This is a genomic window from Corynebacterium sp. NPDC060344 (assembly GCF_042725215.1).
GTDB lineage: Bacteria > Actinomycetota > Actinomycetes > Mycobacteriales > Mycobacteriaceae > Corynebacterium.
The window spans coordinates 382773-409684 of record NZ_JBHXCS010000001.1; the positions used below are offsets into that span (position 1 = coordinate 382773).

Genomic DNA, 26912 nt, shown 5'->3' on the forward strand with positions numbered 1-26912 from the left:
TCGAAACTGATGCCGATCGCCGCGCAGGTACTTGCTCACCTGCGAGGTGGAAATCTGCTGCTCATTTGCTTTTCGACGATCCGTGGTCGGCGATATGCTGTCCCCATGAGTAGGCAACGCGAATCACGTCGCGTCCTGGACGCCCAGATCCGGTCCACTTCCCGAGCGCAGTGGATCGACGTCGGATTCTTCGTCGCCGCCGGCGCGCTGGCGGTGTGGTTCGCGCTGTTGCTGCTGGGCAACTCCATCCATTTGGGATGGTCGCTGGTGCTGCTCGTGCCGTTTTGGGCGGTCACGGCGTATCTGACGCTGCCGCGGCTGCACCGCATCCTCACCTCGCTGTACGTGCCGGACTACTTCTTCGGCCGTACGCGCACCTCCGAAGGGATGCTCGGCGATCCGGTGAACCTGGCCGTCGACGGTACGGCGGCGCAGATCCATGCCGCGATGACGGCCGCCGGCTGGACGCTGGCGGATCCGGTGAATCTGCGCACGTCGTGGCGCATCGTCGTGTCCTCGGTGCTGGGCCGCTCCTACCCGGAAGCGCCGGTGTCGCCGCTGTTCCTCTTCGGCCGCATGCAGGACCTCGCCTACCAGCAGGAGGTCGAGGGATCGCCGTCGCAGCGCCACCACGTCCGGTTCTGGCGCTGCCCCGACGACTGGCCGCTGCCGGGCGGGCGCCGCGTGGGGTGGCTGGGCGCGGGCACCTTCGACACCGCCGTCGGCCTGAGCCTGTTCACCCTGCAGGTCACACACCGCATCGACGAGAACATCGACGTCGAGCGCGACTACATCGTCGACTCGGTCCGGGCCGTGCCCGGCTCGTCCATCGACGTCATCCGGGAGTTCTCCTCCGGCTACCACCACCGCAACGGCGGCGGCGACAGGGTGCGCACGGACGGCGACCTGCCCGTCATCGACGTCGGCGGCGTGCGCGTGGCTCCGGCCGCCGAGGTGCCCGCGATGGTCGCCGAGGCCGCCGCCGGGTTCGCGGTGCCCGATGGCCCCGTCGCCTCCCCGGACCCGGATGCCCGGGTCTCCGCACCGTCGCAGGTCCATGCCCACCGGCCGCCGAAGCTGATGCTGGCGCTGGTCATGCTCATGGCGTCGTTCCTGGGGCAGTGCGCGATGCTGGCGTGGGGGTTCGTCCGCTCCCCCGAGGACGTCATCGGCGCCACCGGCGAATCGGATCAGGTCAACGCCGCCGCATTCGTCATCTTCCTGTCGGCGTGGGCCGCCGGGCTGGTCATCCTCACCGCGCTGACGCTCGCGGGCCGGGCGTGGCCGCGCATCGCGCTCATGGCGCTGCTCACGGCGGGGCTGTTCCTCCAGCTGCGCGATGGCCGCGCAGGGGACGCCGGCACCATCACGGTCCATCTGGTCACCGCCGCCGTCAGCCTCGTCGCGCTGCTGGCCATCTCCTCCGACGAGGTGCGCCAATGGACGCAAAACCGCCGCCCCGGGAAGGGGCGGCGGTCGGGCGTCGTAAAGCAAGAAGGTTAGGCGACCGGGCCGCGGACCTTCTCGTACGCGGCGCCGACCCGGTACAGGCGGTCGTCGCCGTGGCGCGGGGCCATGATCTGCAGGCCCACCGGCAGGCCGGTGTCGGCGGCCAGGCCCGAGGGCACCGACATGCCGCACATGCCCGCCAGGTTCAGCGGCAGCGTGCACAGGTCGAACATGTACATGCTCAGCGGATCGTCGACCTTTTCGCCCAGCTTGAAGGCGGTGGTCGGCGTCGTCGGGGACACCAGGACGTCGACCTGCTCGAAGGCGCGCTCGAAGTCCTGCTGGATCAGCGTGCGCACGCGCTGGGCCTGCAGGTAGTAGGCGTCGTAGTAGCCCACGGACAGCGCGTAGGTGCCGATGATGATGCGCCGCTTGACCTCGTCGCCGAAGCCCTCTGCGCGGGTCTTGGCCATCACCTGGTCGGCCGACAGCGTCCCGTCGTCGCCGGCGCGGCGGCCGTAGCGCATGCCGTCGAAGCGGGCGAGGTTGGAGCTGACCTCGCACGGGAGGATCAGGTAGTAGGCGCTGAGCGCATGGTCGAAGTTCGGGCAGTCGACCTCGACGACCTCCGCGCCGGCTTCCTTGAGCTTGTCGACGGCCTCGTGGAACGAATCCAGCACGCCGCCCTGGTAGCCGTCGGTGCGGTCGAACTGCTTGACGACGCCGACCTTCACGCCCGTGAGGTCGCCGTCGGCACCGGCCTTTGCGGCGGCGACGACGTCGGCGATGGGCTGCTCGGTGGAGGTCGAGTCGCGCTCGTCGTGGCCGGCGATGACCTCGTGGAGCAGCGCCGTGTCCAGCACGGTGCGCGCCGTCGGCCCGCCCTGGTCCAGGGAGGACGCGCAGGCGACGAGGCCGTGGCGGGAGACCGTGCCGTAGGTCGGCTTGACGCCGACGGTGGCGGTCAGCGCGGCGGGCTGGCGGATCGAGCCGCCGGTGTCGGTGCCGATGGCCAGCGGCGCCATCGCGGCGGCCAGCGCGGCCGAGGAGCCGCCGCCGGAACCGCCGGCGGTGCGCTCGGCGTCCCACGGGTTGTGGGTCGGGCCGTAGGCGGAGTTCTCGGTCGACGAGCCCATGGCGAACTCGTCCATGTTCGTCTTGCCCAGGATCGGGATGCCCGCGGCGCGGAGCTTCTCGGTGACGGTGGCGTCGTAGGGGCTCATGTAGCCCTCGAGCATCTTCGACGCGCACGTGGTCGGGGCGTCGGTGGTGACGAACACGTCCTTGAGCGCCAGCGGCACGCCCGCCAGCGGGGAGGCCGGGGCATCGCCGGCATCGAGGGAGTCGTCGACGGCCTTCGCGGCGGCCAGGGCCTCGTCGGCGCCAATGTGCAGGAAGGCGTGGATGCCCTCGTCGACCGCGGCGATGCGGTCGAGGAACGCCTGCGTGACCTCCACGGAGGTCAGCTCGCGGGAATGGATCTTGGCGGCGAGCTCGGCGGCGGTCAGGCCCAGGATCGGGTCGTCCGCGACGGCGGTGAACAGGGTGGGGTTGGTCATGGTCACTCCTCCTCGCCCAGGATCTGCGGGACCTCGAAGCGCTGCTCCTCGACCGAGGGCGCCTGGTCCAGGGCCTGCTCGGCGGTCAGCGTCGGCTTGACCACATCGTCGCGCATGACGCCCGACAGGGACGACGGGTGACTCATGGGCTCGACGTCGGAGGCGGCGACCTCCTGGACGTCCTGCACGTGGTTGATGATGCCGTCGATCTGGCCGGCGAACTCGTCGAGCTCCGCGTCGGTCAGCGCCAGGCGGGACAGTCGTGCGAGGTGGGCGACCTCGTCGCGCGAGATTGCGGGCACGCGTGACCCCTTTCGTTGTCTCCGGGTTTTACCCGATCAGGTTAGCCGCTGCGGCCGGGGCGCGGGTTCACGCCCCCTCAACGGGCGCGCAACACCGTCGTAAAGCGGGCGGCGGAGGATTCACGGGAAGCAGAAGCCCTACTCACCTGTGTGGCACGGGTCACGGCGCACCCCCGGGGCGTCCCATGTAACCTGGTGAACCGTCTTGCCGATACGCGCCTCCGTCACCCGGGATTCCCCAGGTCGCGGCGGCCACGAAAGGTCCCCGTAACCCATGTCGTACCTCATGCGAGTGCAGATCCCCGACGGCCCAGGCTCGCTGGGCCTGCTGGCCGCGGCGCTCGGCGAAACGGGCGGTGACATCCGCTCCGTCGACGTGGTGGAGCACGGCACCGACGGCACCGTCGTCGACGACATCGTGGTGGACCTGCCCAGCGGCAGCCTGCCCGACACCCTCATCACCGCCGCGCAGTCCATCGACGGCGTGGAAGTCGACTCGATCCGCCCGTTTTCCGGGTCGGTCGACCGACGCGGACAGATCGCCATGCTCGCCGAGTTCTCCCGCCACCGCAGCCAGCCGCAGCGAGCGCTCGGCGAGATCGTCGACGGCCTGCCCCGCACCATGACCGCCGGGTGGGCGCTGGTGCTCGGGCACTCGGCGACGGGCACGCGGCGCGTCGTCGCCTCCATCGCCGCCCCCGAGGACGACGGGCGCACGCTGGCCGAGCCGCCGGTCGACACCGCCCGCCGCCTCGACGGCGAGAACGAGCCCTGGATCCCCGAATCGTGGACCCTCATGGAGTCCTCGCTGGCCGCCGCCCCCATGGGCAAGGGCTGGACGCTGGTCATCGGGCGGCCCGGCGGACCCGACTTCCTGCCCTCGGAGGTCCAGCACCTGGGCCGCATCGGCGACATCGTCGGCGCGATTCTGCACTAAACCGCCACCGCGGGCCGCGCGGCCCGATAGCCTTCTCCCATGCAAAACAACCCGGTCATCGCCATCGGATTGCCCGTGGCCCTCGCGGTCATCATGGTCGGCATCGGGCTGAGCCTGACGCTCGCCGATTTCCGCGCCCAGGCCCGCACGCCGCGGGCGACGATCATCGGCACGCTGGGCCAGGTGCTGCTCGTGCCGGCCATCGGCATCGCGGTGGCCATGGCCATGGACCTGCCGCCGATCATGGCGCTCGGCCTCGTCCTCGTCGCCGCCTGCCCCGGCGGGTCGACGTCGAACCTGGTGACGTATCTGGCCCGCGGAAACGTGGCGCTGTCGATCATCCTCACCGTCGTCGCGTCGCTGGTGGTCATCGTCACCCTGCCCGGCTGGCTCGACGTCGCCGGGCGGCTGCTGCCCGGCGCCACCGATCTGGCCGTGTCCGTCCCCCTGGGCCAGACCTTCGGGCTGCTCGTCGGTGTGATCTTGATCCCCGTCGCCGCCGGCATGCTCCTGCGCGCCAAGAAGCCGGACCTGGCCGCGAAGCTGGAGCGCGGCATGTCGGCGCTCGGCGCCGTCGTGCTGCTGCTGGCCATCGCGGCCGTCGCCGTCGACCTCGGCTCCGAGATCGTGGACATGGTCATCCTCGCCGGCCCCGCGGTGCTGGTGTTCAACCTCGCCGTCATCCTCGCCGGCGGGGCCCTGGCCTGGGCCGCCCGCGTCGACCGCGCCTCGCAGCTGGCGCTGGCCGTGGAGTACGGCATCAAGAACTCCACCCTCGGCCTGGTCATCGCGCTGACCGTGGTGGGCGACGAGGAGTTCGCCGTCCCCGCGGCCGTCTACTCCATCGTCATGTACCTCACCGCCGCCGCGGTCATCGCCCTGGGGCGGCGGATGATGGCGACCACGGCGAACTGAGGGCCGTCGCAAAGCAGCCCCGCCCGGCGCGCTCGGCGCGAGACCCGCGCACCGTGCGGGTAAGGTCGGATGCCGCCTGCGTCCACCGTTTCCGACCACCCGTCGGGGGCGGCCAGGACCATCCCCCACCCCGCAATCGGAGACCCACCCCACATGTCGAATTTCACTGATCGGCTCGCCTCGCACGTGCGCGCCGAATCCGGCCGCACTCCCGAAACCTCGTCCGAGATGGAGTTCTGGTCGGGCATGTCCCGCGTCGTCGTCGATCACCTCGCCGACGATTGGGAGGCCACCACCCGCGCCTACGCCGCCACCCGCCAGCAGCACTACTTCTCCGCGGAATTCCTCATGGGCCGCGCGCTGCTGAACAACCTGCTGAACCTGGGCCTGGTCGACGAGGCGGAGCAGGCCGTCGCCGCCTACGGCAAGAACCTCACCGACGTGCTCGAGGCCGAGCACGACGCGGCGCTGGGCAACGGCGGCCTCGGCCGCCTGGCCGCCTGCTTCCTCGACTCCTGCGCCACCCAGGACCTGCCGGCCACCGGCTACGGCATCCTGTACCGCTACGGCCTGTTCAAGCAGACCTTCGAGGACGGTTTCCAGGACGAGCACCCGGACCCGTGGATGGAGGAGGGTTACCCCTTCGTCGTCCGCCGCGAGGACGAGGCCCGCATCGTGCGCTTCGACGACCTCACCGTCCGCGCGGTCCCCCACGACATGCCCATCACCGGCTACGGCACCGACAACGTGGGCACCCTGCGCCTGTGGAACTCCGAGCCGATGCGCGAATTCGACTACGACGCGTTCAACTCGCAGCGCTTCACCGACGCCATCGTCGAGCGCGAGCGCGTCCACGACCTCTGCCGCGTGCTGTACCCGAACGACTCCACGTACGAGGGCAAGGTGCTGCGCGTGCGCCAGCAGTACTTCTTCGTCTCCGCCTCGCTGCAGGCGATGATCGACTCGCACCTGGCCAACCACGATTCGCTGGACTCCTTCGCGGAGTACAACTGCATCCAGCTCAACGACACGCACCCGGTGCTGGCCATCCCCGAGCTGATGCGTTTGCTTCTCGACGAGCACGGCCTGGGCTGGGAAGAGGCGTGGGCCATCACGTCCAAGGCGTTCGCCTACACCAACCACACCGTGCTGGCGGAGGCCCTGGAGACGTGGGAGTTCTCCATCTTCGAGCGCCTGTTCCGCCGCGTGCTCGAGATCATCCAGGAGATCGACCGCCGCTTCCGCGCCGACCTCGACGAGCGCGGCATCGACCACGCCACCATCGATTACATGGCGCCGATCTCCCACGGCCTGATCCACATGGCGTGGATCGCCTGCTACACCGCGTACTCCATCAACGGCGTCGCGGCGCTGCACACGGAGATCATCAAGCGCGAGACGCTCGGCGAGTGGCACGGCATCTGGCCGGAGAAGTTCAACAACAAGACCAACGGCGTCACCCCGCGCCGCTGGCTCAACCAGTGCAACCCGCGCCTGCCGGAGCTGCTGACCCGCCTGTCCGGCTCGGATGCGTGGGTGACGGACCTGGACAAGCTCGCCGAGCTGGAGAAGTTCGCCGACGACGAGGACGTCCTGCGCGAGGTCATGGCCATCAAGCGCGGCAACAAGGAGGATTTCGCGGCGTGGATCGAGGCCCGCCAGGGCATCGAGATCTCCCCCGACGCGATCTTCGACTCGCAGATCAAGCGCCTGCACGAGTACAAGCGGCAGCTGCTCAACGCGCTGTACATCCTGGACCTGTACTACCGCATCAAGGACAACCCGGAGTGGGACGTCGTGCCGCGCGTGGCCATCTTCGGCGCGAAGGCGGCCCCGGGCTACGTCCGGGCGAAGGCGATCATCAAGTTCATCAACGCCATCGCGGAGCTGGTGAACAACGACGAGGAGATCGGCGACAAGCTCAAGGTCGTGTTCGTGGAGAACTACAACGTCTCCCCCGCCGAGCACATCATCCCGGCCACGGACATCTCCGAGCAGATCTCCACGGCCGGCAAGGAGGCCTCGGGCACGGGCAACATGAAGTTCATGATGAACGGCGCCCTGACCCTGGGCACCCTCGACGGCGCGAACGTCGAGATCGTCGAGGCCGTGGGCGACGACAACGCCTACATCTTCGGCGCCAAGGAAGAGGAGCTGCCGGAGCTGCGCAAGACCTACGACCCGCGCGCGGCCTACGAGTCGGTCCCGGGCCTCAAGCGCGCCCTGGATTCGCTCGTCGACGGCACGTTCAGCGACGGCGGCTCGGGCATCTTCCACGACCTGCACCACTCGCTGCTCAACTCCCCCGGTTACGAGCCCGCCGACGTGTACTACGTCCTGGGCGACTTCACCGACTACCGCGAGACCCGCGACCGCATGGCCGAGGATTACCGCGACGAGCTGAAGTGGGCGCGGATGTGCTTCCTGAACATCATCCGTTCGGGCCGCTTCTCCTCCGACCGCACCATCCGCGACTACGCCGACGAGGTGTGGAAGATCGAGGCCACCCCGATCAAGTAATCCGGATCAGTCCGGTTCGAGGCCGGGTCCCGCGTACGAGCGGGACCCGGCCTCGGCATTTGCGCCGGCGCCGCCCCGGCTGAACGTCAGTCCCAGACGTCGATCTTCTGGGCCAGAGCCGCCATCGACCGGGACACCCGACCCGCCACGACCTCATCGCCGAGGTCGGCGGCCATGCCCGAGATCATCCGGATGACCGGCAGGTACTTGGCCGTCATCTTCCTGGCGAACGCGGCGTCCGCGTAGAACGCCGAGCCTGCGTTGTCCCACAGGTCGGACGCCTTGACCAGAAGCGCCACGGGGTCATCCGCCAGGCTCCGCTCCAGGTGCGCGCGGTAGGCCTCGCGTTTGTCGCCGCCCTCGAGCTTCTTCAGCTCCGGTGGGTTGGTTACCGCCGCCACCGCCGCCCGCAGCCTCGGGCCGAGGTTCTCCCCCAGTGCCGCCGCCGCGTCCGAGCCGTCGCCGCCGTAGAACGAAACGACGCGGTCGGGGGCATCCTCGACGACGTCGTGAAGCAGACAACCCTGCAGCACCAGCTCGACGTCCGCGCCCGGCCAGCGGTCCGCGACCCACAGGAACGCGCGGAGCGCATTGCGCAGCGGATGGTCGATGTAGGGGTGCTCGCGGCCCAGGACGCGATCGCGGCGCATGACGCCGTGGTGCGCGTGGCAGGCCAACTGCAGGGCCTCCAACGTTGATGCGCTGCGGGACACGTGCAGGACCATGTCGATGAGCTGCCCGGTGTCCAGCGACTTGAGCTTGACCACCTCATGCCGCATCGGACCGTTCGAGGTGCGCCGTTCGGCGATGGTTCGCGTCAGGCAGTTGCGCCCCCACGCGTCGCGTCCGATGGTGATCTGTTCCGCCATCCGGCCCGGGCGCTTCGTGGCGTCCGGGACGGTGACCAGTGCGCGTTCGGTCTTGTGGACCTTCGTGTTCTGGATAGTCGCCGCCATGTACGCACGTTATCGGCGCCCCACCTGGGGCGACTATGGCGCGGGACACAATGTGTCATAATCCGCCGATCCGCCCGGACGTGACCGGGATCACCGCCGCAGATAGGCCAGATTGACCGCGGCGATGGCCGCCCACGGCAATCCGATGTAGGTGCCGGCGGCATGCCCCATCTCGCCGGGCAGCATCCACCCCGCGGCGACGGGCGCGAACATCAGCGCCAGACCGACCACCGATTGCCGCAGGATGGCGAAGACCGGCAGGGCCATGAGCACCGCGACGATCACGGCGAGCACCACGTACCCCGAGACGGTGGGCCCGATGGTGCCGCCGAGGAAGTTCACCGCCAGCAGCAGCGGCGGCAGGACGGAGATGATCGCCTCCGCCGGCAGCGCCCACTCCGGCTGGGTCGTGCGGTCGGCACGGATCCAGCCATAGGACGCACGTTCGCCGCCCCCGCTCCTGAAGACCACCGGCTACTCGGTTCCGGGGATGGCGGACGGGCCGTCGGAAAGCAATCGGTGGAAACCCGCCTCATCGAGGATCGGCACCCCCAGCTGCTCCGCCTTGTCCGCCTTCGAGCCGGCGTTGTCGCCGACGACGACCACCGAGGTCTTCTTCGACACCGAACCGGCCGCCTTGCCGCCGCGGACGAGGATGGCCTCCTTGGCGCTGTCGCGCGTGAAGTCCTCCAGCGAGCCGGTGACCACGACGGTCAGCCCCTCGAGGACCTGCTCGGGGCGGTCGGAGACCTCGTCGGCCATGCGCACCCCGGCGGCCTCCCACTTGTCCACGACCTCGCGGTGCCAATCGACGCCGAACCACGCGATGACGGAGTCGGCGATGATCCCGCCGACGCCATCGGTATCGGCGAGGGCCTCCCGAGAGGCCCCGCGGATGGCCTCCATCGACCCGAACTTCTGGGCCAGCGCGCGGGCGGCGGTCGGGCCAACGTGTCGGATGGACAGGCTGACCAGCACGCGCCACAGCTCGCGGGACTTTGCGGCCCCGATGAACTCCAGAAGCTTCTTGCCGTTGGCGTTGAGGGTGCCGCGCGCGACGCCGTCGTCGCCCACCTTCTTCTTCGCGGCGGTGGTGTAGACCTCCGTGCGCTCCAGATCGGCGGCGGTGAGCGAAAACAGGTCGCCTTCGTCCGACAGCACGCCGCGGTGGATGAGGTCGGCGGCGCCGCGCTCCCCCAGGTGCTCGATGTCGAAACCGCCGCGCGAGGCCAGGAACTCCACGCGCCGGCGCAGCTGCCCCGGGCAGTAGCGGGTGTTGGGGCAGCGCCAGTCGGCGTCGTCTTCCTTCGCCGGCGCCAGGCGCGTGCCGCATTCCGGGCACAGCGTCGGGTAGATGAACTCCCGCTCGGTGCCGTCGCGCACGTCGGCGACGGGACCGAGCACCTCGGGGATGACGTCGCCGGCCTTGCGGATGGTCACCCGATCGCCGATGAGCACCCCCTTGCGCGTCACCTCGGTCGGATTGTGCAGGGTGGCCATCTCGACGGTCGACCCGGCGACGGTGACCGGGCGCATCACCGCATACGGCGTCGCGCGGCCCGTGCGCCCGATGGACACGCGGATGTCCAGCAGGTCGGTGGTGACCTCCTCCGGCGGATACTTGAACGCGATCGCCCACCGCGGCGCCCTCGACGTCGCGCCCAGCGCGCGCTGTTCGGCGAGGTCGTCGACCTTGACCACCAGGCCGTCCATCTCGTGCTCCGCGTCGTGGCGGTGCTCGCCCCAGTACAGCATGTGCTTGACGACGTCCTCCGCCGCCTCCACCTTCTTCGTGTACGGCGAGACGTGGAGGCCCCAGGCCGCCAGCGCCAGGTAGGCGTCGTGCTGCGTGTCGGGCCGCCAGCCCTCGACGTGGCCGATGCCGTGGCAGATCATGGCCAGCGGGCGCTTGGCGGTTTCGGCGGGATCCTTCTGCCGCAGCGAACCGGCCGCCGCGTTGCGGGGGTTGGCGAAGGTGCGCTGGCCCGCCTCGGCGCGGCCGGCGTTGAGGGCGTCGAACTCGTCCACCGGAATGTAGACCTCGCCGCGGACCTCGAGGACGTCGGGCACCGGGTACTCGCCGGTGCCCGTCAGCTCGTGCGGGATGTCCGCGATGGTGCGGGCGTTGGCGGTGACGTTCTCGCCCGCCCTGCCGTCGCCGCGGGTCGCGGCGCGGACCAGGCGGCCCTTCTCGTAGACCAGGTCGATGGACAGGCCGTCGATCTTCAGCTCCGTCAGGTACGCCGCCGCGGGAGTGCGGGCCAGCCACTCGCGCAGCTCCGCCTCGTCGAAGACGTTGTCCAGGCTGTACAGCCGCTGCAGATGCTCGACCGGCTCGAAGGTGACGCCATCGGCGGGCGCCTCCACCCGGGCGCCGACCTGCTGCGTCGGGCTGTCCGGCACGGCCAGCTCCGGATGCGCGGCCTCCAGCTCCTGGAGCCTGCGGAACAGTTCATCGTACTCCGCATCCGAGATGACCGGCTGGCCCGTGTAGTACTTCGACGAATGATCGCGGATCTCGTCGGCCAGTTCTTCCCACGCCCGCCGGACGTCGGGCGCCGGCCCGTCGGAAAGCGAATCCACGGTGCTGTCCGGGATGGAGTCGGTGAGGTCTTCGCTGCGATCGGTCACGCGGACGATTCTAGGCGGTGGGCCGGATCACCCGCTCCCACCCGAACCCGCCGCGATCCGGGGCGCCGTTTAGAGTGGCCACATGACCACATTCGACGCGGGCAGGATGTTCGCCTTCGACCTGGAGACGACGGGAACTAACCCGCATGAATGCCGGATCGTGACATCCGCGCTGGTCCGCATCGACGGGGGGCCGCCGCAGGCCACGGAGCTGCTCGCCGACCCGGGGGTGGAGATCCCCGCCGCGGCCGCCGCGGTCCACGGCATCACCACCGAGCACGCGCGGCAGCACGGCCGCCCCCACGACGAGGTGCTCGCCGAGACCATCGCCGAGATCCGCCGGGCGTGGAGCGACGGGCTGACGCTCGTGGCCTACAACGCCGCCTACGACCTCACCGTGCTGCGCAGCCAAGATCCGGGCTTCACCGTCGACGGGCTCGTCTTCGACCCCCTGGTCATCGACCGCGCCCGCGACCAGTTCCGCAAGGGCAAGAAGACCCTGGGCAACGTCTGCGAGCACTACCAGGTGCGCCTGGACAACGCACACGAGGCGACCGCCGATGCGCTGGCCGCCGCCCGCCTGGCGTGGGTGATGGCGAAGAAGGTGTGGCCGGACCTGGCCACCATGGACGGCGACGAGCTCATGGAATACCAGGCCGTCTCCCACTTCGAGCAGCAGCGCTCTCTGCGCGAGTGGCTGGTCAAGCAGGGCCGCGACGTGTCGGACTTCCGCATGAGCGCCTGGCCCATCGACGCGCCGAGGGGCTGAACCAGTGCTCGTCATCTGGGACATCGATCTCACGCTCATAGACAACGCGGGCTTCGGGCACGCCGAAGCCGACCGGCTCCTCGCCGCCCGGGGCATCGAGCGCCCCGCGGACCTGAGCTTCGCCGGGCGCACCGACGCCGACATCTGGGGGTCCGTCCTCGGTGCGCAGCCGGGCGACGCCGAGCTCGGTGATTTCCTCACCGACCTCGCCGACGCCTGCGCGGTGGCCGAATGGAAGGGCTTTCCCCTGCCCGGCGTGCGCGATGTCGTGTCGTCGCTGGCGCGGGCCGGCCATTCCCAGACGGTGGTGTCCGGGAACATGGCCGAAACCGGGTGGCTGAAATTGCGTCATGCTCATTTGTCCGAATTCATGGCCCCGCGATTCTCGGCGTTCGGCGATTACGCCATCGACCGCTCCGATCTGATGAACGTCGCGCTCATGGAATGGGGCGGGCGCGGGCCCGTCGTCGCCGTCGGCGACACCCCGGCGGATGCGGCGGCGGCCCTGGAAAACGGGATCGGATTCGTCGGCGTCACCACCGGCCGCCATTCGGCCTCGGACCTCACCGCCGCACTCGTCAACGTCAACCGGTTGTCGACGCCGTACTTCACCGACGATGATCTCCCCGACGGATCCGCGATCATCGGTGATCTGCGGGATACGCCGGCCGTCGTCAAGCTTTTGGAGACCACGGCGCGCTGAGCCGGGCACCCACCGGGGGTGATTCCCCCCCGTCAATTCCGGACATTCGATTGGCGTCCGGGCTTTTCCGAATCGGCCCGAAAATCGGGCATCGACGCCCGGCCATCTGCACAATGCGTCCTTGGCGCACGAATGTACGGCGCTCACTGCGATAATCCGGTGCTGCCGAAGATTGTCGCGGCCACCCGTCGAATGACAATTCTGCATTTCGCTTTCGCAATTGATAAATTGAACTGGTCCGAAACCACCGGCGATACGGCGCGGAAGCGACCCTTCCACGGCCCGCACCGCCACCCGGAAGGAACCCAGCAACGATGCCGAGGCGCACCAAGCACACCGCCCAGCGGGACCGCGCCGCGATGACCGAGAAGATTCTCGACGCGGCCGAAGCCCTGCTGCGGCGCGACACCGAGGGCACGGGCATCCCGCCCCTGACCCTCGGCGACGTGGCGAAGGAGGTCGGGCTCGCCCGATCCAGCCTGTACCGCTACTTCGCCGGCGTCGAGGAGCTCATCGAGGCCGTGTCCATGCGCGGATTCGACGAGTGGGTCACCGCCACCCGCGAGCACGTGGAGTCCGTCAAAGGCGCCTCCGGCCCCCGCGCCGCGATCCTCGCCTTCACCGAGGACAACCTGCGCCGCGCCCCCGAGGGCGAGCTGCGGTGGCGCAATCAGCTGCTGCGCGTCCACCTCGACGAGCTGACGTACAAGCGGGTCATGGAGCGCCACGAGACCGCCACCGACATCCTCACCGATTGCGTCGCCGACCTGCCCGGGCTCGACGGCGACGTCGCGCGGGAGCAGCTTCGCGACGGCCTGCGCATGCTCATCAGCGGCGGCGTCCTCGCGGCGTCCGACCACCCTGAGTCGGTCGAGGCCCACATCCGCCTGTTCACCGCGTCGGCCGACGCGATGATGGACGAGGCGACCGGCGGGCGGAAGGCCTAGCTACAAGTCGCCGGCGGCCCGCGAGATCAACTCCGCGGTGCGCCGCCCGCCCGCGTAGGCGGGGGCGATCCACGACGCGGGGGCGCCGGCGAAGCCACGGTCGACGGTGACGCCGACGTGGCCGACCAGGTCGGCGCGGGGGAACGACAATTCGTCCCACAGCCGGGCGACGCGCTCGGCGATGGCGCGGGCGTCGGGCTCGAGGTGGGCGCCGGTGTGTTCGTCGCTCCCGCCGGGAGTCGCGGGCACGGCGCCGAGCAGCAGGTCCAGGCCCGATTGGCGCAGCCGCCCGACTTCGTCGAGCATGGCCGACCCGCTGATCGCGCCAATGGGCAGCGCGATGCCGGCGGCCCCGGATTCCAGCAGCGCCTTTTCCAGCGACGGCGGCCGCGGCCCCGGGTGCGCCGCCGCCAGCCCGGGCAGCGCGATGGTGATCGGCGGCAGCCCCGCGGCGCCGCCTGTCAGCGTGCGCCACTGCTCCGCGAGCTCGCGGTAGCCGACGGCCGGCAGCGTGGTGCCCTCGATGGCGCCCTCCACGAGCCCCGCTGCGATGGCCGGTGCGGCGGGTTCGTGCATGACGACGTCGACCTCCGCGCCGAAGCGCCCCCGCACGTCGGCGACGTGGGCGGCAAGGCCCTCGGCCAGCGAGGCGGCGAGGTAGGCCACCGCTCCCCGATCGACGAGCATGCGGTGGCCGCCGGGCAGCTCGATCGCCGCGGCCAGCGTCCACGGCCCGACGACGGGCACGGTGACGGTCTCGGGGGCCGTGCCCCAGAACTCCTCGCATACGTCGAGGTCGCGCTCGAGATGATCGGCGGCCACCGTCACCGCCCGGCCTCCGCGTTCGGCGATGCGCCACGACCGAGGTCCCGCGTCGAGGCCCAGGTCGGCGCAGATCGCCCCCGTGCGGCCGACGGCATCGGCGCCGAGGCCCCGGTCGGCGAGCACGGGCAGATGCGGGTGCGCGCCGCATTCGCCGGCGAGGATCTCCGCCACCGCGCGGACGTCGGTGCCGGGCAGCGGGCCGAGGCCGCGGAAGGCGGTCATCGGGCGCCGCCCGTGGACACGATCGTGCCGGAGCCGAGGACGACGTCGCCGGCCCGATCCGGCCGGTAGAGCACGGCCGCCTGGCCGGGGGCGACGCCGCGCAGGGGCTCGCCGAGGGTGCACGTGAATGCTCCTCCCGTCCCCCCGTCGTCGACCGCGCCGGTCCATTCCACGCGGCACGGCACCGGGCGGCCGTGGGCGCGCACCTGCACCTCGGCGTCGAAATCGGCCGGGGGCACATCGGCGCCGAGCCACACGGCGCGGTCCACCGACAGCACGCCGACGTCGAGATCCTCGCGCCGGCCCACCGTCACCGTGCCGGTGCCGACGTCCATGCCGGTGACGTAGCGCGGCTTGCCGTCCTGCGCGGGGCCGGGCAGGCCCAGGCCCTTGCGCTGGCCGATGGTGAAGGCATCGACGCCGTCGTGGTCGGCGAGCTTCTCCCCCGTCGCGCCATCGACGACCGCGCCCGGCCGGCGCGGGATGTGGCGGCCCAGGAACGCCTGGGTGTCGCCGTCGGGGATGAAGCAGATGTCGGTGGAGTCCGGCTTGTTGGCGATGGTGATCCCCCGCGCCGCCGCCTCCGCCCGGATCTGCGGCTTTTCCGTGTCGCCGATGGGGAACAGCGACCGCGACAGCTGGTTCCGGTCGAGCACGCCGAGCACGTAGGACTGGTCCTTGGCCTGGTCGCCGGCGCGGCGCAGGCGGCCCTCGCCGTCGACCAGCGCGTAATGGCCGGTGGCCACGGCGTCGAAGCCCAGCGCCAGCCCGCGGTCGAGCAGCGCCTGGAACTTGATGCGCTCGTTGCACCGCAGGCAGGGGTTGGGCGTTTCGCCCCGGGCGTAGGAGTCGATGAAGTCGTCGACGACCTCGGCCCGGAAGCGTTCCGAAAAGTCCCACACGTAGAACGGGATGCCCAGCAGGTCGGCGACACGGCGGGCGTCGCCGGAATCCTCCAGCGAGCAGCAGCCGCGGGCGCCGGCGCGCAGGGTCACGGGATCCTTGGCCAGCGCCAGGTGCACGCCGACGACGTCATGGCCGGCGTCGACCAGCCGCGCCGCCGCCACGGCCGAGTCGACCCCGCCGCTCATCGCCGCCAACACCCGCATCGCGTGTCCTCCCGTGCCTCGCCTCATCGTCTTTCCGCGCCCGATCAGGCCATTCCCGCCGCGCGCGCCCGTGCGACGGTATCACCCAGCACGGAAATCACCGCGTCGACGTCGGCGTCCGCCGAATCCCAGCCGAGGGTCAGCCGCAGCGCCCCGCGCGACACGGCCAGGTCGACGCCCATGGCCTCGAGCACGTGGCTGGCCCGGTTGACGCCGGCCGCGCACGCCGAGCCGGTCGCCGCGGAGATCCCCGCCGCGTCGAGCAGCATGATCAGGCTGTCGCCCTCCGCGCCGGTGACGCTGAGGTGCAGGTGGCCGGGCAGCGCGGGCTCGGTCGTGTGCACCACGACGCCGTCGAGGTCCCGCACGGCTGCCAGCAGACGGTCCCTGAGCTTTGCGACGGCCCGCCGTTCCTCCCCCATCGCCCCCGTCGCCGCGCGCAGCGCCGCCGCCATCCCGGCCGCGGCGGCGACGTCCGGGGTTCCGGAGCGCAGCCCCCGCTCCTGGCCGCCGCCGGCGTTGAGCGGGGTCAGCGACGCCGCGCGCCGCACCAGCAGCGCGCCGATGCCGCGGGGGCCGCCGAACTTGTGGGCGGAGACGGCCATCGCCGTCGCACCGCAGGAGTGGAAGTCCACGGGCACGTGCCCGGCCGCCTGGACGGCGTCGACATGGACGGGGGCGCCATGCTCGCCGGCCGCGGCGATGAACTCGCCGATCGGCTGGATCGCGCCGGTCTCGTTGTTGGCCCACTGGCAGGTCCACAGGTGATGGGGGCCGTCGCCACGCCCCTCCAGCCGGTCCACCGCAACCCGGCCCGCCGCGTCCACCGGGGCCTCGATGACGTGCGCGCCGTGGTGCTCGGCGAGGTGGGCGACGGCCTTGCGCACCGCATCGTGCTCCACCGGCGTGGTCACCACCGTGCCCGGGCCACCGGCCTTCTGCGCCGCCGCGAGGTAGAGGCCGCGGACGCCGAGGTTGTCGGCCTCGGTGCCGCCGGAGGTGAAGATGACCTCCACCGGCTCCGCGCCGAGATCGGCCGCGATGGACTCGCGGGCCTCCTCCAGGATCTTGCGCGCCGCGCGGCCCTCCGCGTACTGCGAATTCGGGTTGCCGGCGCCCAGCGCATCGACCATCGCCGCCCTGGCCTCCGGGCGCAGCGGAGACGTGGCGGCATGGTCGAGGTGGTGGCGGGGCATGGTCGCGGACATCCCGGACAGAGTAGCGCGTCGCGCGGATGGCGCGGGCACGCCCGGAACGCGAAAGGGCGCCGCCCGCATGATGCGGACGGCGCCCCGTCGGGGAGTGCGGGATGACCCGCGAGAGCTCTGGAGACTCTGGAGGCTTTACGCCTTCTTGATCTCCTCGGTGGCCTGCGGGGCGACCTTGAACAGGTCGCCGACGATGCCGAAGTCGGCGATCTCGAAGATCGGGGCCTCTTCGTCCTTGTTGACGGCCACGACCGTCTTCGAGGTCTGCATGCCGGCCTTGTGCTGGATGGCGCCGGAAATGCCCAGGGCGACGTACAGGTCCGGGGAGACAGTCTTGCCGGTCTGGCCGACCTGGAACTGGCCCGGGTAGTAGTCGGCGTCGACGGCGGCGCGGGAGGCGCCGACGGCGGCACCGAGCGCGTCGGCCATCGGCTCGACGACGTCGCTGAAGCCCTCGGCGGAGGCGACGCCGCGGCCGCCGGAGACGACGATCTTGGCCTCGGTCAGCTCGGGGCGGTCGCCGCCCTCGGCCGGCGCGAAGGACACGATCTCCACGGAGGTCTCGTCGGCGGCCGGGTACTCCACCGCGGTGACCGACGGCGAGGCGGCGGCCTCGACCGGGTCGACGGAACCCGGGCGCAGCGAGTACGCCGGGGAGGCGCCGTAGCCGGCGCCCTCGACGATGAACTCGCCGCCGAAGATTGAGTAGACTGCGGAGCGGTCCTCCTTGATCTCGATGACGTCGGACAGGACGCCGGAGCCGGTCAGTGCGGCGACGCGGCCGGCGATTTCCTTGCCGGCGGCGGAGGCGGCGACGAGCACCGGGACCTGGCGCTCGGCGGCCAGGCCGACGAGGACGCCGACCTCGGGGGTGATCAGGTGCTTGCCGGCCTCATCGGACTCGGCGGCGAGGATCTCGCCGGCGCCGTACTTGCCCAGGGTGTCGGCGAAGCTCTCGGCGGTGCCGGGCTTGCCGACGACCACGGCCGCGGGGGTGCCGAAGGCACGGGCGGCGGTGAGCAGTTCGGCGGTGGAGTTCTTCAGCTCGCCATCGGTGTGGTCGACGAGAACGAGGACGTCGGTCATGGTGATTCTTCTCCTGCTGTTCGTTCGTGCGGTGTTCGCGATGGACGCTTTAGATGAACTTCTGGGCCTTGAGGTACTCGGCCAGCTTCACGCCGGCGTCGCCCTCGTCGTTGATGCGCTCGCCCGCGGACTTCGGCGGCTTCGGCGTCGCGGAGGTCACGGAGGTGGCGGCGTTCTCCAGGCCCACCTGCTCGGCCTCGGCGGCGACGTCGGCGAGGGTCAGCTCGCGGACCGGCTTCTTCTTCGCGGCCATGATGCCCTTGAAGGAGGCGAAGCGGGGCTCGTTGGCCTTCTCCGTCACCGACACGATGGCCGGGAGGTTCGCCTTGAGCTGGTGGACGCCGTCCTCGGTCTCGCGCTCGCCGGTGACGGTGGTGCCGTCGATGGCGACGGAGCGCATGTGGGTCAGCACCGGCAGGCCGCGGTACACGCCGAGCACGGCGGGGACGGTGCCCGTGCCGCCGTCGGTGGAGGCGTTGCCGGTGATGATGACGTCGACGTCGCCGATGGCGTCGATGACGGTGGACAGGGCCCACGCGGTCTGGACGGCGTCGGAGCCGGCCAGGGCGTCGTCGGTGAGGATGACGGCGTCGTCGGCGCCCATGGACAGCGCCTTGCGCAGCGCCTCGACGGCGCGCTCGGGGCCGATGGTGGCGACGGTGACGTTGCCGCCGTGCTCTTCCTTCAGCTTCAGCGCGGCCTCGACGGCGTTCTCGTTGATCTCGTCGAGCACGGCGTCGGCGCTCTCGCGGTCGAGCGTGAAGTCGTCGTCGGCGAGCTTGCGCTCGGACCAGGTATCCGGGACCTGCTTGACCAGAACCACGATGTTCGGCATGTGTCTGTCGTCCTTACTGGTTGAGTGACTGTGTACGTGTCGTGAATTTGTCCGGCGCGCCGGTCCGGCGGTCTCGCCCGCACCGAAAAACGGTGTTCGCGTGACCTGGCCCGACTGCCGCGCCCTCTGTGTCGAAGGTAACAGAGTCAACACCGGACTGTAGGTGATCCACGTAACAATGTCGATATTTTTTCGGTTCTAGTTTAGTTAGCCAGCATTAACGCAGCGTGGCAAAGGCGCACGTCGGGTGCCCCCGTGACTTATGCCCCGGGTCCCCACTGCCTCTGACGACATACAAATGCCGTCCCGGCCGACCCGATCCGCGTCACGACGACGCCCATCGCCGTGCCTTTAACTGAGCCTTTTGCAGAGCCCTTCGAGGCACCCTTCTTGTTCGCCGCCAACTTCCACTGCTTGCGCAGCACGTCGGGGTTGGCGTCGACGCCGCGCACGAGGATCTCCGCCGACGTGCACCCGTGCGCCGCCAGCGCCTGCCGCACCTTCTTCAGCGGCACCTGCTCGACCACCTCGAATCCCGAGGCCCCCGGCGGGATCGCGTCCCCGGTCAGGTGGGCGATGCGCTCGTCGAGCTGCCGCAGCCCGTGCGCGGCGGCGTAGTGCCGCACCAGCCCCGCGCGCACCACGGCGCCGTCCGGGTCGATGATGAATCGGCCGGGCTCCCCGGTCCCGCAGTCGTCGGGCAGGGTGTCGTCGTAAAGCTCCATCGTGACCGACCCGCCCCGGGTCCGCACCACGTGCGCGCTTCGCGTGACGACGCCGCCCGCGCCCGCCACCGGCCCGCCCGCCAGTCCCGGCGTGTACAGGCAGACCTCCTTGACGCCGCCATCGACCGAGGTGACGGCGGCTTCGCCCTCCCACTCGGAGTAGTCGATGCCCGGGGCGCACTTGATGGCCATCTCGTGGCGCACCCGGGACCCGGGCCCGCGCCAGGCGTCGACCAGATCCGGCAGCGGCGGCAGCAGGTCTTCGGGGCGCGGGATGCGGCGGCCGCCGGCCCGGCGCGCGGGATCGGCGACGATGATCATCCCCTCGCTCACCGGGGCCAGCGCATCGGCGACGGCGACGTGGGCGTCCGGCGCATTGTGGCGGGCCATGAGCGCGCGGGCGGGATCGATGTCGGTGCCGATGACCGGGAAAGGGTCGGGTGCGCGCGCGGACGCCAGCGCCGCGATCTCCGCACCGATGGAGCAGGTGACGTCGTGGACGCCCGGCGCGACGCCGGCGGCCACGGCGGCGGCGAGCCGATCCGCGCGGCGCGCCGCGATGGCGGCGTGGGTGGCCTGCTGGGCGGAGTCGGAATCGAGCAGCCACCACGACGGCACCTTGCCCGCCGTCGACCGGCGGGCGCGCTCGAGCTCCACCACCGCGCGCGCCATGTCCCCGGCCACGCCGCGGGCGCCCAGCGCACTCTTGAGGTGGGCCAGATCGGAGAGGAGGGAGGCGTCGGAAAGCTCCAGGCCCGAGGCCGCGGCGGCGAGCCCCGGATCGGCCAGCAGCGCGCGGACCTCCGCGACGGACAGGCTCACGGGCGACCCCGCGCGGCGTCCTCGCGGAGGTGGCCCAGGTGCGTGGCCACCGCGAAGAACTCGTCCATGAACGGGTCCCCGAAGAAATCGCTGGTCGTGCGGGCCGGCGGCTCCTTGCCCTCGTCGGCGGCGGCGAGGACCTCGGACACCGTCGCGTACCCCAGCAACCGCTTGATCTGCGCCCACGTCGGCGGCATGAGGCCCACCTTGCGGTCGCGCCAGCCCTCCATCAGGGCCGTCGGGCGGAACCACCCGGTCGACGACGCCTCGGAGGTGTCGCCGTCAGCGGTCTGGCCCGGAGGGTGCGCGGCCAGGAAGAAGTAGGTGTCGTAGCGCGTGGGGAAATTCTCCGGCGTCACCCAATTGCTCCACGGGCGCAGCAGATCGGAGCGCAGCCACAGGCCGTTGTCCGCCAGGAAATCGGAGAACGCCAGCTCATGGGATTCCATGGCCTTGCGCTGCGCGTGGAAGCGCCCCGAATCGGCGATGGTCCCGCCCGACGCATCGGTCGCCAGCAGCGTGCCGGTCTCCTCGAAGGTCTCGCGGACGGCCGCGCACACCAGCGCGCGGGCCGTGGCGGGGGCGACGTCGAAGGCGTCGGCCCACCACTGCGGCGGATGCCCCGACCAGTTCAACCGCGGGCTGTCGTGCCCGTCGCCGTCGAGGTCGCCGGGGAAATCGCGCGCGTCGACTCCGCCACCCGGGAACACCGTCATGTTCGCCGCGAACCGCATCGTGCTCACGCGCTCCTGCACGTACAGCTCGATGCCGTGCAGCGAATCGCGCACCAGCAGCACCGTCGACGCCAGGCGCGGCGTCGGCGGCGTCTGTGGCGTCGGCGGCTGCGCCTTCTCCTCTGCGACCATGTCCTCCTACTCCCCCTTCCGGTGCGCCCCGGCCCGGCGGGCCCGGCGGGCGAAGAAACGGCCGTCGATGCTGTCCACGGCGATCGCCTGATGGAACGCCTTGGACAGATTCTCGCTGGTCAGCACATCCTCGATGAGGCCCTGGGCGACGACCCCGCCGTCGTCGAGAAGCATCGCGTGCGTGAAACCGAACGGGATCTCCTCGACGTGGTGGGTGATCATGACGATGGCCGGCGCATCCGGGTCGAGCGCGAGCTGGCCGAGGTAGCCCACCAGATCCTCGCGGCCGCCGAGGTCGAGGCCGGCGCCGGGCTCGTCGAGAAGCAGCAGCTCCGGATTGACCATGAGGGCGCGCGAAATGAGCACGCGCTTGCGCTCGCCCTCCGACAGCGTCCCCCACGTTCGGTCGGCGAGGTGCTCGGCGCCCATCTTCTCCAGGATCTCCGACGCCTGGTCGAAATCCATCTCCTCGTAGGACTCGCGCCACCGGCCCAGCACCGAATACGACGCGGAAATGACAAGGTCCGCGACCTTCTCGTCGACCGGGATGCGGTGCGCCAGCGCCGAGGACGTCAGGCCGATCATTGTCCGCAGATCGCGCATGTCCGTGCGGCCCAACCGCTCGCCCATCACCCGGGCCACGCCCGACGACGGGTACTCCTCCGCGGCGGCGATGCGCATCAGCGACGTCTTGCCCGCGCCGTTCGGCCCGAGCACCACCCAGCGCTCGTCGAGCTCCACCTGCCAATCCAGGGGGCCGATCAGCGTCCGGCCGCCGCGCTTGAGCGAGACCCCGCGAAAGTCGACCAGCAGGTCCTCGTCGAAGTCGTCGTCGTTGAAGTCAGAGTCAAAGTCAGCCACGCGTCCATCGTGCCCCACTTCCCCGCCCCGCGCCCCGTCTTGCTCCCCCGCGTGGCGTGGTGGGACGGCGAGGACCGACTAACGGCGTACGCTCGCAGGCCGCGGCGCCGCCCGGCGTCCACCGTTCCCCGATCGGGGCCGACCGGGGCTTTCCTCCCGTGTGGGATGGCCGGACCTCCACTACCCTTGTGGGGTGACCCCGCCGACCGGCGGCTTTTGCCGGCGGCGGGCGATGGTGAACGACAAGCAGTGAACGACAAGCAATAGCGCCGCCCCCGGCGCGGAGGAGACTCGAAGGTGACCGGACGACTCGGAATCGACGATGTACGACCCCAGGTGGACGGCGGTGCCACCCCGTCCAAGGCCGTGGCCGGCGAAGTCGTCCCCGTCTTCGCCGTCGTCTGGCGCGAGGGCCACGACGCCCTCAACGCGACCCTCAACGTCAAGGGGCCGAAGGAATCGTCCTTCGCCGCCCGCACCCAGCGCATCCCCATGCGCGTCAGCGACCATGACGCCAACCAGGTCAACGCGACCTTCGTGCCGGACGCCCCGGGCCTGTGGACGTTCCGCGTCGACGCCTGGTCCGACCCGATGGCCACGTGGCGCAATGCCGTGACCAAGAAGATCGAGGCCGGCCAGTCCGAAGCGGAGCTGACCAACGACCTGGAGATCGGCGCGCGCCTGTTCGACCGCGCCGCCGCCGGCGCCGCCACCGTCTACCGGTCGCACCTGCGCGGCGTGGCGCAGTCCCTGCGCTCCGACGCCGAGCTGCGCGCCCGCGTCTCCCCCGCCCTGTCGGACGAGACCCGCGGCATCCTCGAGCTGCACCCGCTGCGCGAGCTGCTGACCCGCGGCAAGACCCGCAAGGTCCTCGTCGAGCGCCGCGAGGCCCTCTTCGGCTCCTGGTACGAGTTCTTCCCGCGCTCCAACGGCGGCTTCGACGAGGACGGCAACCTGCGCCACGGCACGTTCCGCTCGTCCATCCCGCAGCTCGACCGCGCCGCCCGCATGGGCTTCGACGTCGTCTACCTGCCCCCGATCCACCCGATCGGCGAGATCAACCGCAAGGGCCGCAACAACACCCTGACCCCGGACGCCGACGACGTCGGATCGCCGTGGGCCATCGGTTCGGCCAACGGCGGCCACGACGCCTTCGAGCCGAAGCTCGGCGGCGACGACGAGTTCGCCGAGTTCGTCTCCGCGGCCAAGGAGCGCGGCCTGGAGGTCGCCCTCGACCTGGCCCTGCAGTGCGCGCCCGACCACCCGTGGGCCAAGGCCCACCCGGACTGGTTCACCGTCCTGCCCGACGGCACCATCGCCTACGCCGAGAATCCGCCGAAGAAGTACCAGGACATCTACCCCCTGAACTTCGACAACGACCCGAAGGGCCTCTACGAGGAGGTCCTGCGCGTGGTCCGCTTCTGGGTCAAGCGCGGCGTCAAGGTCTTCCGCGTGGACAACCCGCACACCAAGCCCGGCAACTTCTGGGAGTGGCTGATCGAGACCGTCCACCAGACCAACCCCGAGGTCATCTTCCTGGCCGAGGCCTTCACCGCCCCGGCCCGCCTGTACGGCCTGGCCAAGGCCGGCTTCACGCAGTCCTACATCTACTTCCCGTGGAAGACCACGAAGAAGGAGCTGACGGAGTTCGGCGAGGAGATCGTCAAGCACACCGACATCGCCCGCCCGTCGCTATGGGTCAACACCCCGGACATCCTCCACGACTTCCTGGTCAAGGGCGGTCGCGGCGCCTTCGCCATCCGCGCGGCGCTGGCGTCGACCCTGTCGCCGCTGTGGGGCATGTACTCCGGCTTCGAGCTCTACGAGAACGTGCCGGTCAAGGAGGGCTCGGAGGAGTACCTGGACAGCGAGAAGTACCAGCTGCGCCACCGCGACTACGACGCCGCGCTGGAGTCGGGCGACTCCCTGGAGCCGTTCATCACGCTGCTCAACACCCTGCGCCGCGAGCACCCGGCCCTGCAGCAGCTGCGCACGCTGCGCTTCCACGACGTCGCCAACGACAACCTGCTGGCGTACTCGAAGATCGATCCGCTCACCGGCGACGCCGTGCTCGTGGTGGTCAACCTCGATCCGTGGAACGCCCAGGAGGGCATGCTCGACATCGACATGAACTCCATCGGCCGCCGCAGCACCGACCGCATGGACGTCGAGGACCTGATCACCGGCCAGCGCTTCAACTGGGGCAAGGAGAACTTCGTCCGCCTCGAGCCGTGGTCCAACGTCGCGCACATCATCCAGCTGCCGGACGTGCCGGAGGGCACGCGCCGGAAGCTGGCGTGGCGCGATGTGCCCGACTACGAGGGATAAGACGGACCCGCCCCACCCGGGGTGAATCCGTCAACGGGACCCGCCCCGCGCGCATACGCTGGAGGCGGGCTTCCGCGCCCCGAGCATGATCGACCCGACAAACTGACGCACAACCCGGTTTTCACCTGGAAGGACCGCCATGAGCGCCCCCACCGATCCGCGCCTGACCATTCCGGCCGGAGACATGGATCGTCTCCGCAGCTGCACGCACCATGATCCCCACGCGTTTTACGGTGCGCATCTGATCGACGGCGACACCGTCGTCCGCACCCGCATCTTCGGTGCGTCGGCGGTGACGGTGGTCACGGCCCGCGGCGAGTTCGAGGCGGAGCCGGTGGGCGACGACGTCTACGCGGCGCTGGTCCCGGGCGAGTCGAACTTCGATTATCGCCTGCGCGTGACCTGGGCCGATGGTTCGACCGAGGATCGCGCCGACGGCTACCACTTCCTGCCGACGGTCCGCGAGGGCGACTTGCATCTGATCGGCGAGGGCCGCCACGAGCGCCTGTGGGAGGCGCTGGGAGCGCACGTGCGCACGTACGAGACGGAGCTTGGCGACGTCTCCGGCGTGTCATTTTCCGTCTGGGCGCCCAATGCCCGCGGCGTCGCCGTGATCGGCGATTTCTGCATGTGGAACGGCGCCCAGTTCCCGATGCGCTCGATGGGCGGCACGGGCGTGTGGGAGGTCTTCATCCCGGGCGTGGGCCCCGGCGACGTGTACAAGTTCGCCATCACCACCCCGGAGGGCCACCGCCGCGACAAGGCGGACCCGATGGCCTACGCCACCGAGGTGCCGCCGGCGACCGGTTCGATCGTCGCCGAGTCCGAGTACCAGTGGCGCGATGACACGTGGATGGCCAAGCGCGTGACCACCGACTGGCAGGCCGAGCCGATGTCCATCTACGAGGTCCACCTGGGCTCCTGGAAGCAGGGCCTGTCCTACGAGGTCATGGCCGAGCAGCTGGTGCGCTACGTCAAGGACATGGGCTACACGCACGTGGAGTTCATGCCGGTCGCCGAGCACCCGTTCTCGGGTTCCTGGGGTTACCAGGTCACCTCGTACTACGCGCCGACCAGCCGCTTCGGTTCGCCGGATCAGCTGCGCGCGCTCGTCGACGCCTTCCACGCCGCCGGCATCGGCGTGATCGTGGACTGGGTCCCGGGCCACTTCCCCAAGGACGACTGGGCGCTGGCGCGTTTCGACGGCACGGCCTGCTACGAGCACCCGGACTGGCGCCGCGGCGAGCAGAAGGACTGGGGCACCTACGTCTTCGACTTCGGCCGCAACGAGGTCCGCAACTTCCTCTACGCCAACGCCCTGTACTGGGCCGAGGAGTTCCACATCGACGGCCTGCGCGTCGACGCCGTCGCGTCGATGCTCTACCTCGACTACTCCCGCGAGGAGGGCGAGTGGCTGCCGAACCAGTACGGCGGCCGCGAGAACCTGGACGCCGTGCAGTTCCTGCAGGAGTTCAACGCCACGGTGCACAAGCACCACCCGGGCTTCCTCACCATCGCCGAGGAGTCCACGTCGTGGCCGGGCGTCACCGCCCCGACGGAGGACGGCGGCCTGGGCTTCAACATGAAGTGGAACATGGGCTGGATGAACGACACCCTGGAGTACTTCTCCAAGGATCCGATCCACCGCTCCTACCACCATCACGAGGTCACCTTCGCGATGGTCTACGCCTACTCCGAGAAGTTCATCCTGCCGTTCAGCCACGACGAGGTCGTGCACGGCAAGGGTTCGCTGTGGGAGCGCATGCCGGGCGACGACTGGAACAAGGCCGCGGGCCTGCGCACGCTGCTGTCGTTCATGTGGGGCCACCCGGGCAAGCAGCTGCTGTTCCAGGGCCAGGAGCTGGGCCAGAACCGCGAGTGGAACCACGACGAGTCGATCGCGTGGGACAACCTCGACGGGTGGGGCGGCGAGTTCCACCGCGGCATCCAGCTGCTGGTCAAGGACCTCAACGCCGTCTACGGCGACACCAGCGCCCTGTGGTCGCGCGATGATCGCCCGGAGGGCTTCTCCTGGATCAACGCCGACGACACGAACAACAGCGTGCTGTCCTTCGTCCGCTACGGCGAGGACGGTTCCGCGCTGGCGTGCGTGTTCAACCTGTCGGGTGCCACGCAGGAGCGCTACCGCATCGGCGTGCCGCGCGCGGGCCAGTGGCGCGAGGTGCTCAATTCCAACGACGAGCGCTACGCCGGGTCGGGTTACGGCCTCAACGGCACGCTGACCGCCGAGCAGCACGGGTGGAACGGCCAGGATCAGTCCATCGAGCTGACCCTGCCGGCGAACACCGCCATCTGGTTCCGCCACGAGGGCTGATC

At 70.4% G+C, this 26912-nt stretch carries 22 protein-coding genes; 9 read left to right on the plus strand and 13 right to left on the minus strand.

The genetic code is table 11. From position 1 onward, the window contains the following. The first annotated feature begins 105 nt into the window (after positions 1-105). Complete coding sequence (locus tag ACFWGD_RS01750) at positions 106-1503, plus strand: LssY C-terminal domain-containing protein (RefSeq protein ID WP_377776785.1); 1398 nt, start codon at positions 106-108, stop codon at positions 1501-1503. Here the strand turns inward: ACFWGD_RS01750 and gatA are convergent. After that, positions 1500-3008 carry an Asp-tRNA(Asn)/Glu-tRNA(Gln) amidotransferase subunit GatA gene (gatA, locus tag ACFWGD_RS01755; RefSeq protein ID WP_377776786.1) on the minus strand — a complete coding sequence of 503 codons (1509 nt, stop codon included), beginning with the start codon at positions 3006-3008 and terminating at the stop codon, positions 1500-1502. The genes ACFWGD_RS01750 and gatA overlap by 4 nt on opposite strands. A 2-nt stretch (positions 3009-3010) precedes the next feature. After that, the gene (gene gatC, locus ACFWGD_RS01760) at positions 3011-3310 is read right to left on the minus strand and encodes an Asp-tRNA(Asn)/Glu-tRNA(Gln) amidotransferase subunit GatC (RefSeq protein WP_377776787.1); all 300 of its coding nucleotides are present in this window, start codon (positions 3308-3310) and stop codon (positions 3011-3013) included. Between the two features lie 274 nt (positions 3311-3584). Between gatC and ACFWGD_RS01765 the strand changes: the two genes are divergently transcribed. The 3 genes from ACFWGD_RS01765 (at position 3585) to ACFWGD_RS01775 (ending at position 7682) form a co-directional block, all read left to right on the plus strand. After that, positions 3585-4247: an amino acid-binding ACT domain protein gene (locus ACFWGD_RS01765; RefSeq protein WP_377776788.1), complete on the plus strand. Its 663-nt coding sequence runs from the start codon at positions 3585-3587 to the stop codon at positions 4245-4247. 39 nt (positions 4248-4286) lie between these two features. After that, on the plus strand, positions 4287-5162 hold the full coding sequence (locus ACFWGD_RS01770; protein WP_377776789.1) for a bile acid:sodium symporter family protein: 876 nt from the start codon (positions 4287-4289) through the stop codon (positions 5160-5162). A gap of 153 nt (positions 5163-5315) precedes the next feature. Beyond that, a complete protein-coding gene (locus ACFWGD_RS01775) occupies positions 5316-7682 on the plus strand; it encodes a glycogen/starch/alpha-glucan phosphorylase (RefSeq protein ID WP_377776790.1) in 2367 nt (788 codons plus the stop codon). A gap of 86 nt (positions 7683-7768) precedes the next feature. On the opposite strand, the gene ACFWGD_RS01780 is transcribed toward ACFWGD_RS01775, so the two are convergent. The 3 genes from ACFWGD_RS01780 to ligA form a co-directional block, all read right to left on the minus strand. Continuing rightward, a complete protein-coding gene (locus tag ACFWGD_RS01780; RefSeq protein ID WP_377776791.1) occupies positions 7769-8638 on the minus strand; it encodes a hypothetical protein in 870 nt (289 codons plus the stop codon). Positions 8639-8728: 90 nt separating this feature from the next. Beyond that, complete coding sequence (locus ACFWGD_RS01785) at positions 8729-9109, minus strand: hypothetical protein (protein ID WP_377776792.1); 381 nt, start codon at positions 9107-9109, stop codon at positions 8729-8731. A gap of 3 nt (positions 9110-9112) precedes the next feature. Then, positions 9113-11221, minus strand: coding sequence for an NAD-dependent DNA ligase LigA (ligA, locus tag ACFWGD_RS01790; RefSeq protein ID WP_377777013.1), 2109 nt, complete (start codon positions 11219-11221; stop codon positions 9113-9115). A 130-nt stretch (positions 11222-11351) separates the two neighbouring features. Here ligA and ACFWGD_RS01795 point away from each other — a divergent pair, with 130 nt between their 5' ends. The 3 genes from ACFWGD_RS01795 (at position 11352) to ACFWGD_RS01805 (ending at position 13688) form a co-directional block, all read left to right on the plus strand. Further along, positions 11352-12038 (plus strand): 3'-5' exonuclease, encoded by a 687-nt coding sequence (locus tag ACFWGD_RS01795; RefSeq protein WP_377776793.1) that lies wholly within the window; start codon positions 11352-11354, stop codon positions 12036-12038. Positions 12039-12042: 4 nt separating this feature from the next. Further along, positions 12043-12741 carry an HAD family hydrolase gene (locus ACFWGD_RS01800; RefSeq protein WP_377776794.1) on the plus strand — a complete coding sequence of 233 codons (699 nt, stop codon included), beginning with the start codon at positions 12043-12045 and terminating at the stop codon, positions 12739-12741. 314 nt (positions 12742-13055) lie between these two features. Then, a complete protein-coding gene (locus ACFWGD_RS01805) occupies positions 13056-13688 on the plus strand; it encodes a TetR/AcrR family transcriptional regulator (RefSeq protein WP_377776795.1) in 633 nt (210 codons plus the stop codon). Here ACFWGD_RS01805 and ACFWGD_RS01810 read toward each other — a convergent pair whose 3' ends face one another. From ACFWGD_RS01810 to ACFWGD_RS01845, 8 genes are all read right to left on the minus strand, one after another. Continuing rightward, positions 13689-14735 carry a methionine synthase gene (locus ACFWGD_RS01810; protein WP_377776796.1) on the minus strand — a complete coding sequence of 349 codons (1047 nt, stop codon included), beginning with the start codon at positions 14733-14735 and terminating at the stop codon, positions 13689-13691. Next, positions 14732-15844 carry a tRNA 2-thiouridine(34) synthase MnmA gene (mnmA, locus tag ACFWGD_RS01815; RefSeq protein WP_377776797.1) on the minus strand — a complete coding sequence of 371 codons (1113 nt, stop codon included), beginning with the start codon at positions 15842-15844 and terminating at the stop codon, positions 14732-14734. The genes ACFWGD_RS01810 and mnmA overlap by 4 nt, the downstream gene beginning before the upstream one ends. A gap of 44 nt (positions 15845-15888) precedes the next feature. Further along, positions 15889-17052, minus strand: a complete 1164-nt coding sequence (locus tag ACFWGD_RS01820) for a cysteine desulfurase family protein (protein WP_377776798.1) — start codon at positions 17050-17052, stop codon at positions 15889-15891. Positions 17053-17187: 135 nt separating this feature from the next. Then, a complete protein-coding gene (locus ACFWGD_RS01825; RefSeq protein WP_377776799.1) occupies positions 17188-18138 on the minus strand; it encodes an electron transfer flavoprotein subunit alpha/FixB family protein in 951 nt (316 codons plus the stop codon). Positions 18139-18187: 49 nt separating this feature from the next. Next, the gene (locus ACFWGD_RS01830) at positions 18188-18973 is read right to left on the minus strand and encodes an electron transfer flavoprotein subunit beta/FixA family protein (protein WP_377776800.1); all 786 of its coding nucleotides are present in this window, start codon (positions 18971-18973) and stop codon (positions 18188-18190) included. 260 nt (positions 18974-19233) lie between these two features. Next, a complete protein-coding gene (locus ACFWGD_RS01835; protein ID WP_377776801.1) occupies positions 19234-20520 on the minus strand; it encodes an SAM-dependent methyltransferase in 1287 nt (428 codons plus the stop codon). Further along, positions 20517-21386, minus strand: a complete 870-nt coding sequence (locus ACFWGD_RS01840) for an NUDIX hydrolase (RefSeq protein ID WP_377776802.1) — start codon at positions 21384-21386, stop codon at positions 20517-20519. Before ACFWGD_RS01840 ends, ACFWGD_RS01835 begins: the two co-directional genes overlap by 4 nt. A gap of 6 nt (positions 21387-21392) precedes the next feature. Then, on the minus strand, positions 21393-22247 hold the full coding sequence (locus ACFWGD_RS01845) for an ABC transporter ATP-binding protein (RefSeq protein ID WP_377776803.1): 855 nt from the start codon (positions 22245-22247) through the stop codon (positions 21393-21395). A 297-nt stretch (positions 22248-22544) separates the two neighbouring features. On the opposite strand from ACFWGD_RS01845, the gene ACFWGD_RS01850 reads away from it, so the two are divergent. Continuing rightward, the gene (locus tag ACFWGD_RS01850; protein WP_377776804.1) at positions 22545-24575 is read left to right on the plus strand and encodes an alpha-1,4-glucan--maltose-1-phosphate maltosyltransferase; all 2031 of its coding nucleotides are present in this window, start codon (positions 22545-22547) and stop codon (positions 24573-24575) included. A gap of 139 nt (positions 24576-24714) precedes the next feature. Next, on the plus strand, positions 24715-26910 hold the full coding sequence (gene glgB / locus ACFWGD_RS01855) for a 1,4-alpha-glucan branching protein GlgB (protein ID WP_377776805.1): 2196 nt from the start codon (positions 24715-24717) through the stop codon (positions 26908-26910). Positions 26911-26912 lie beyond the last annotated feature (2 nt).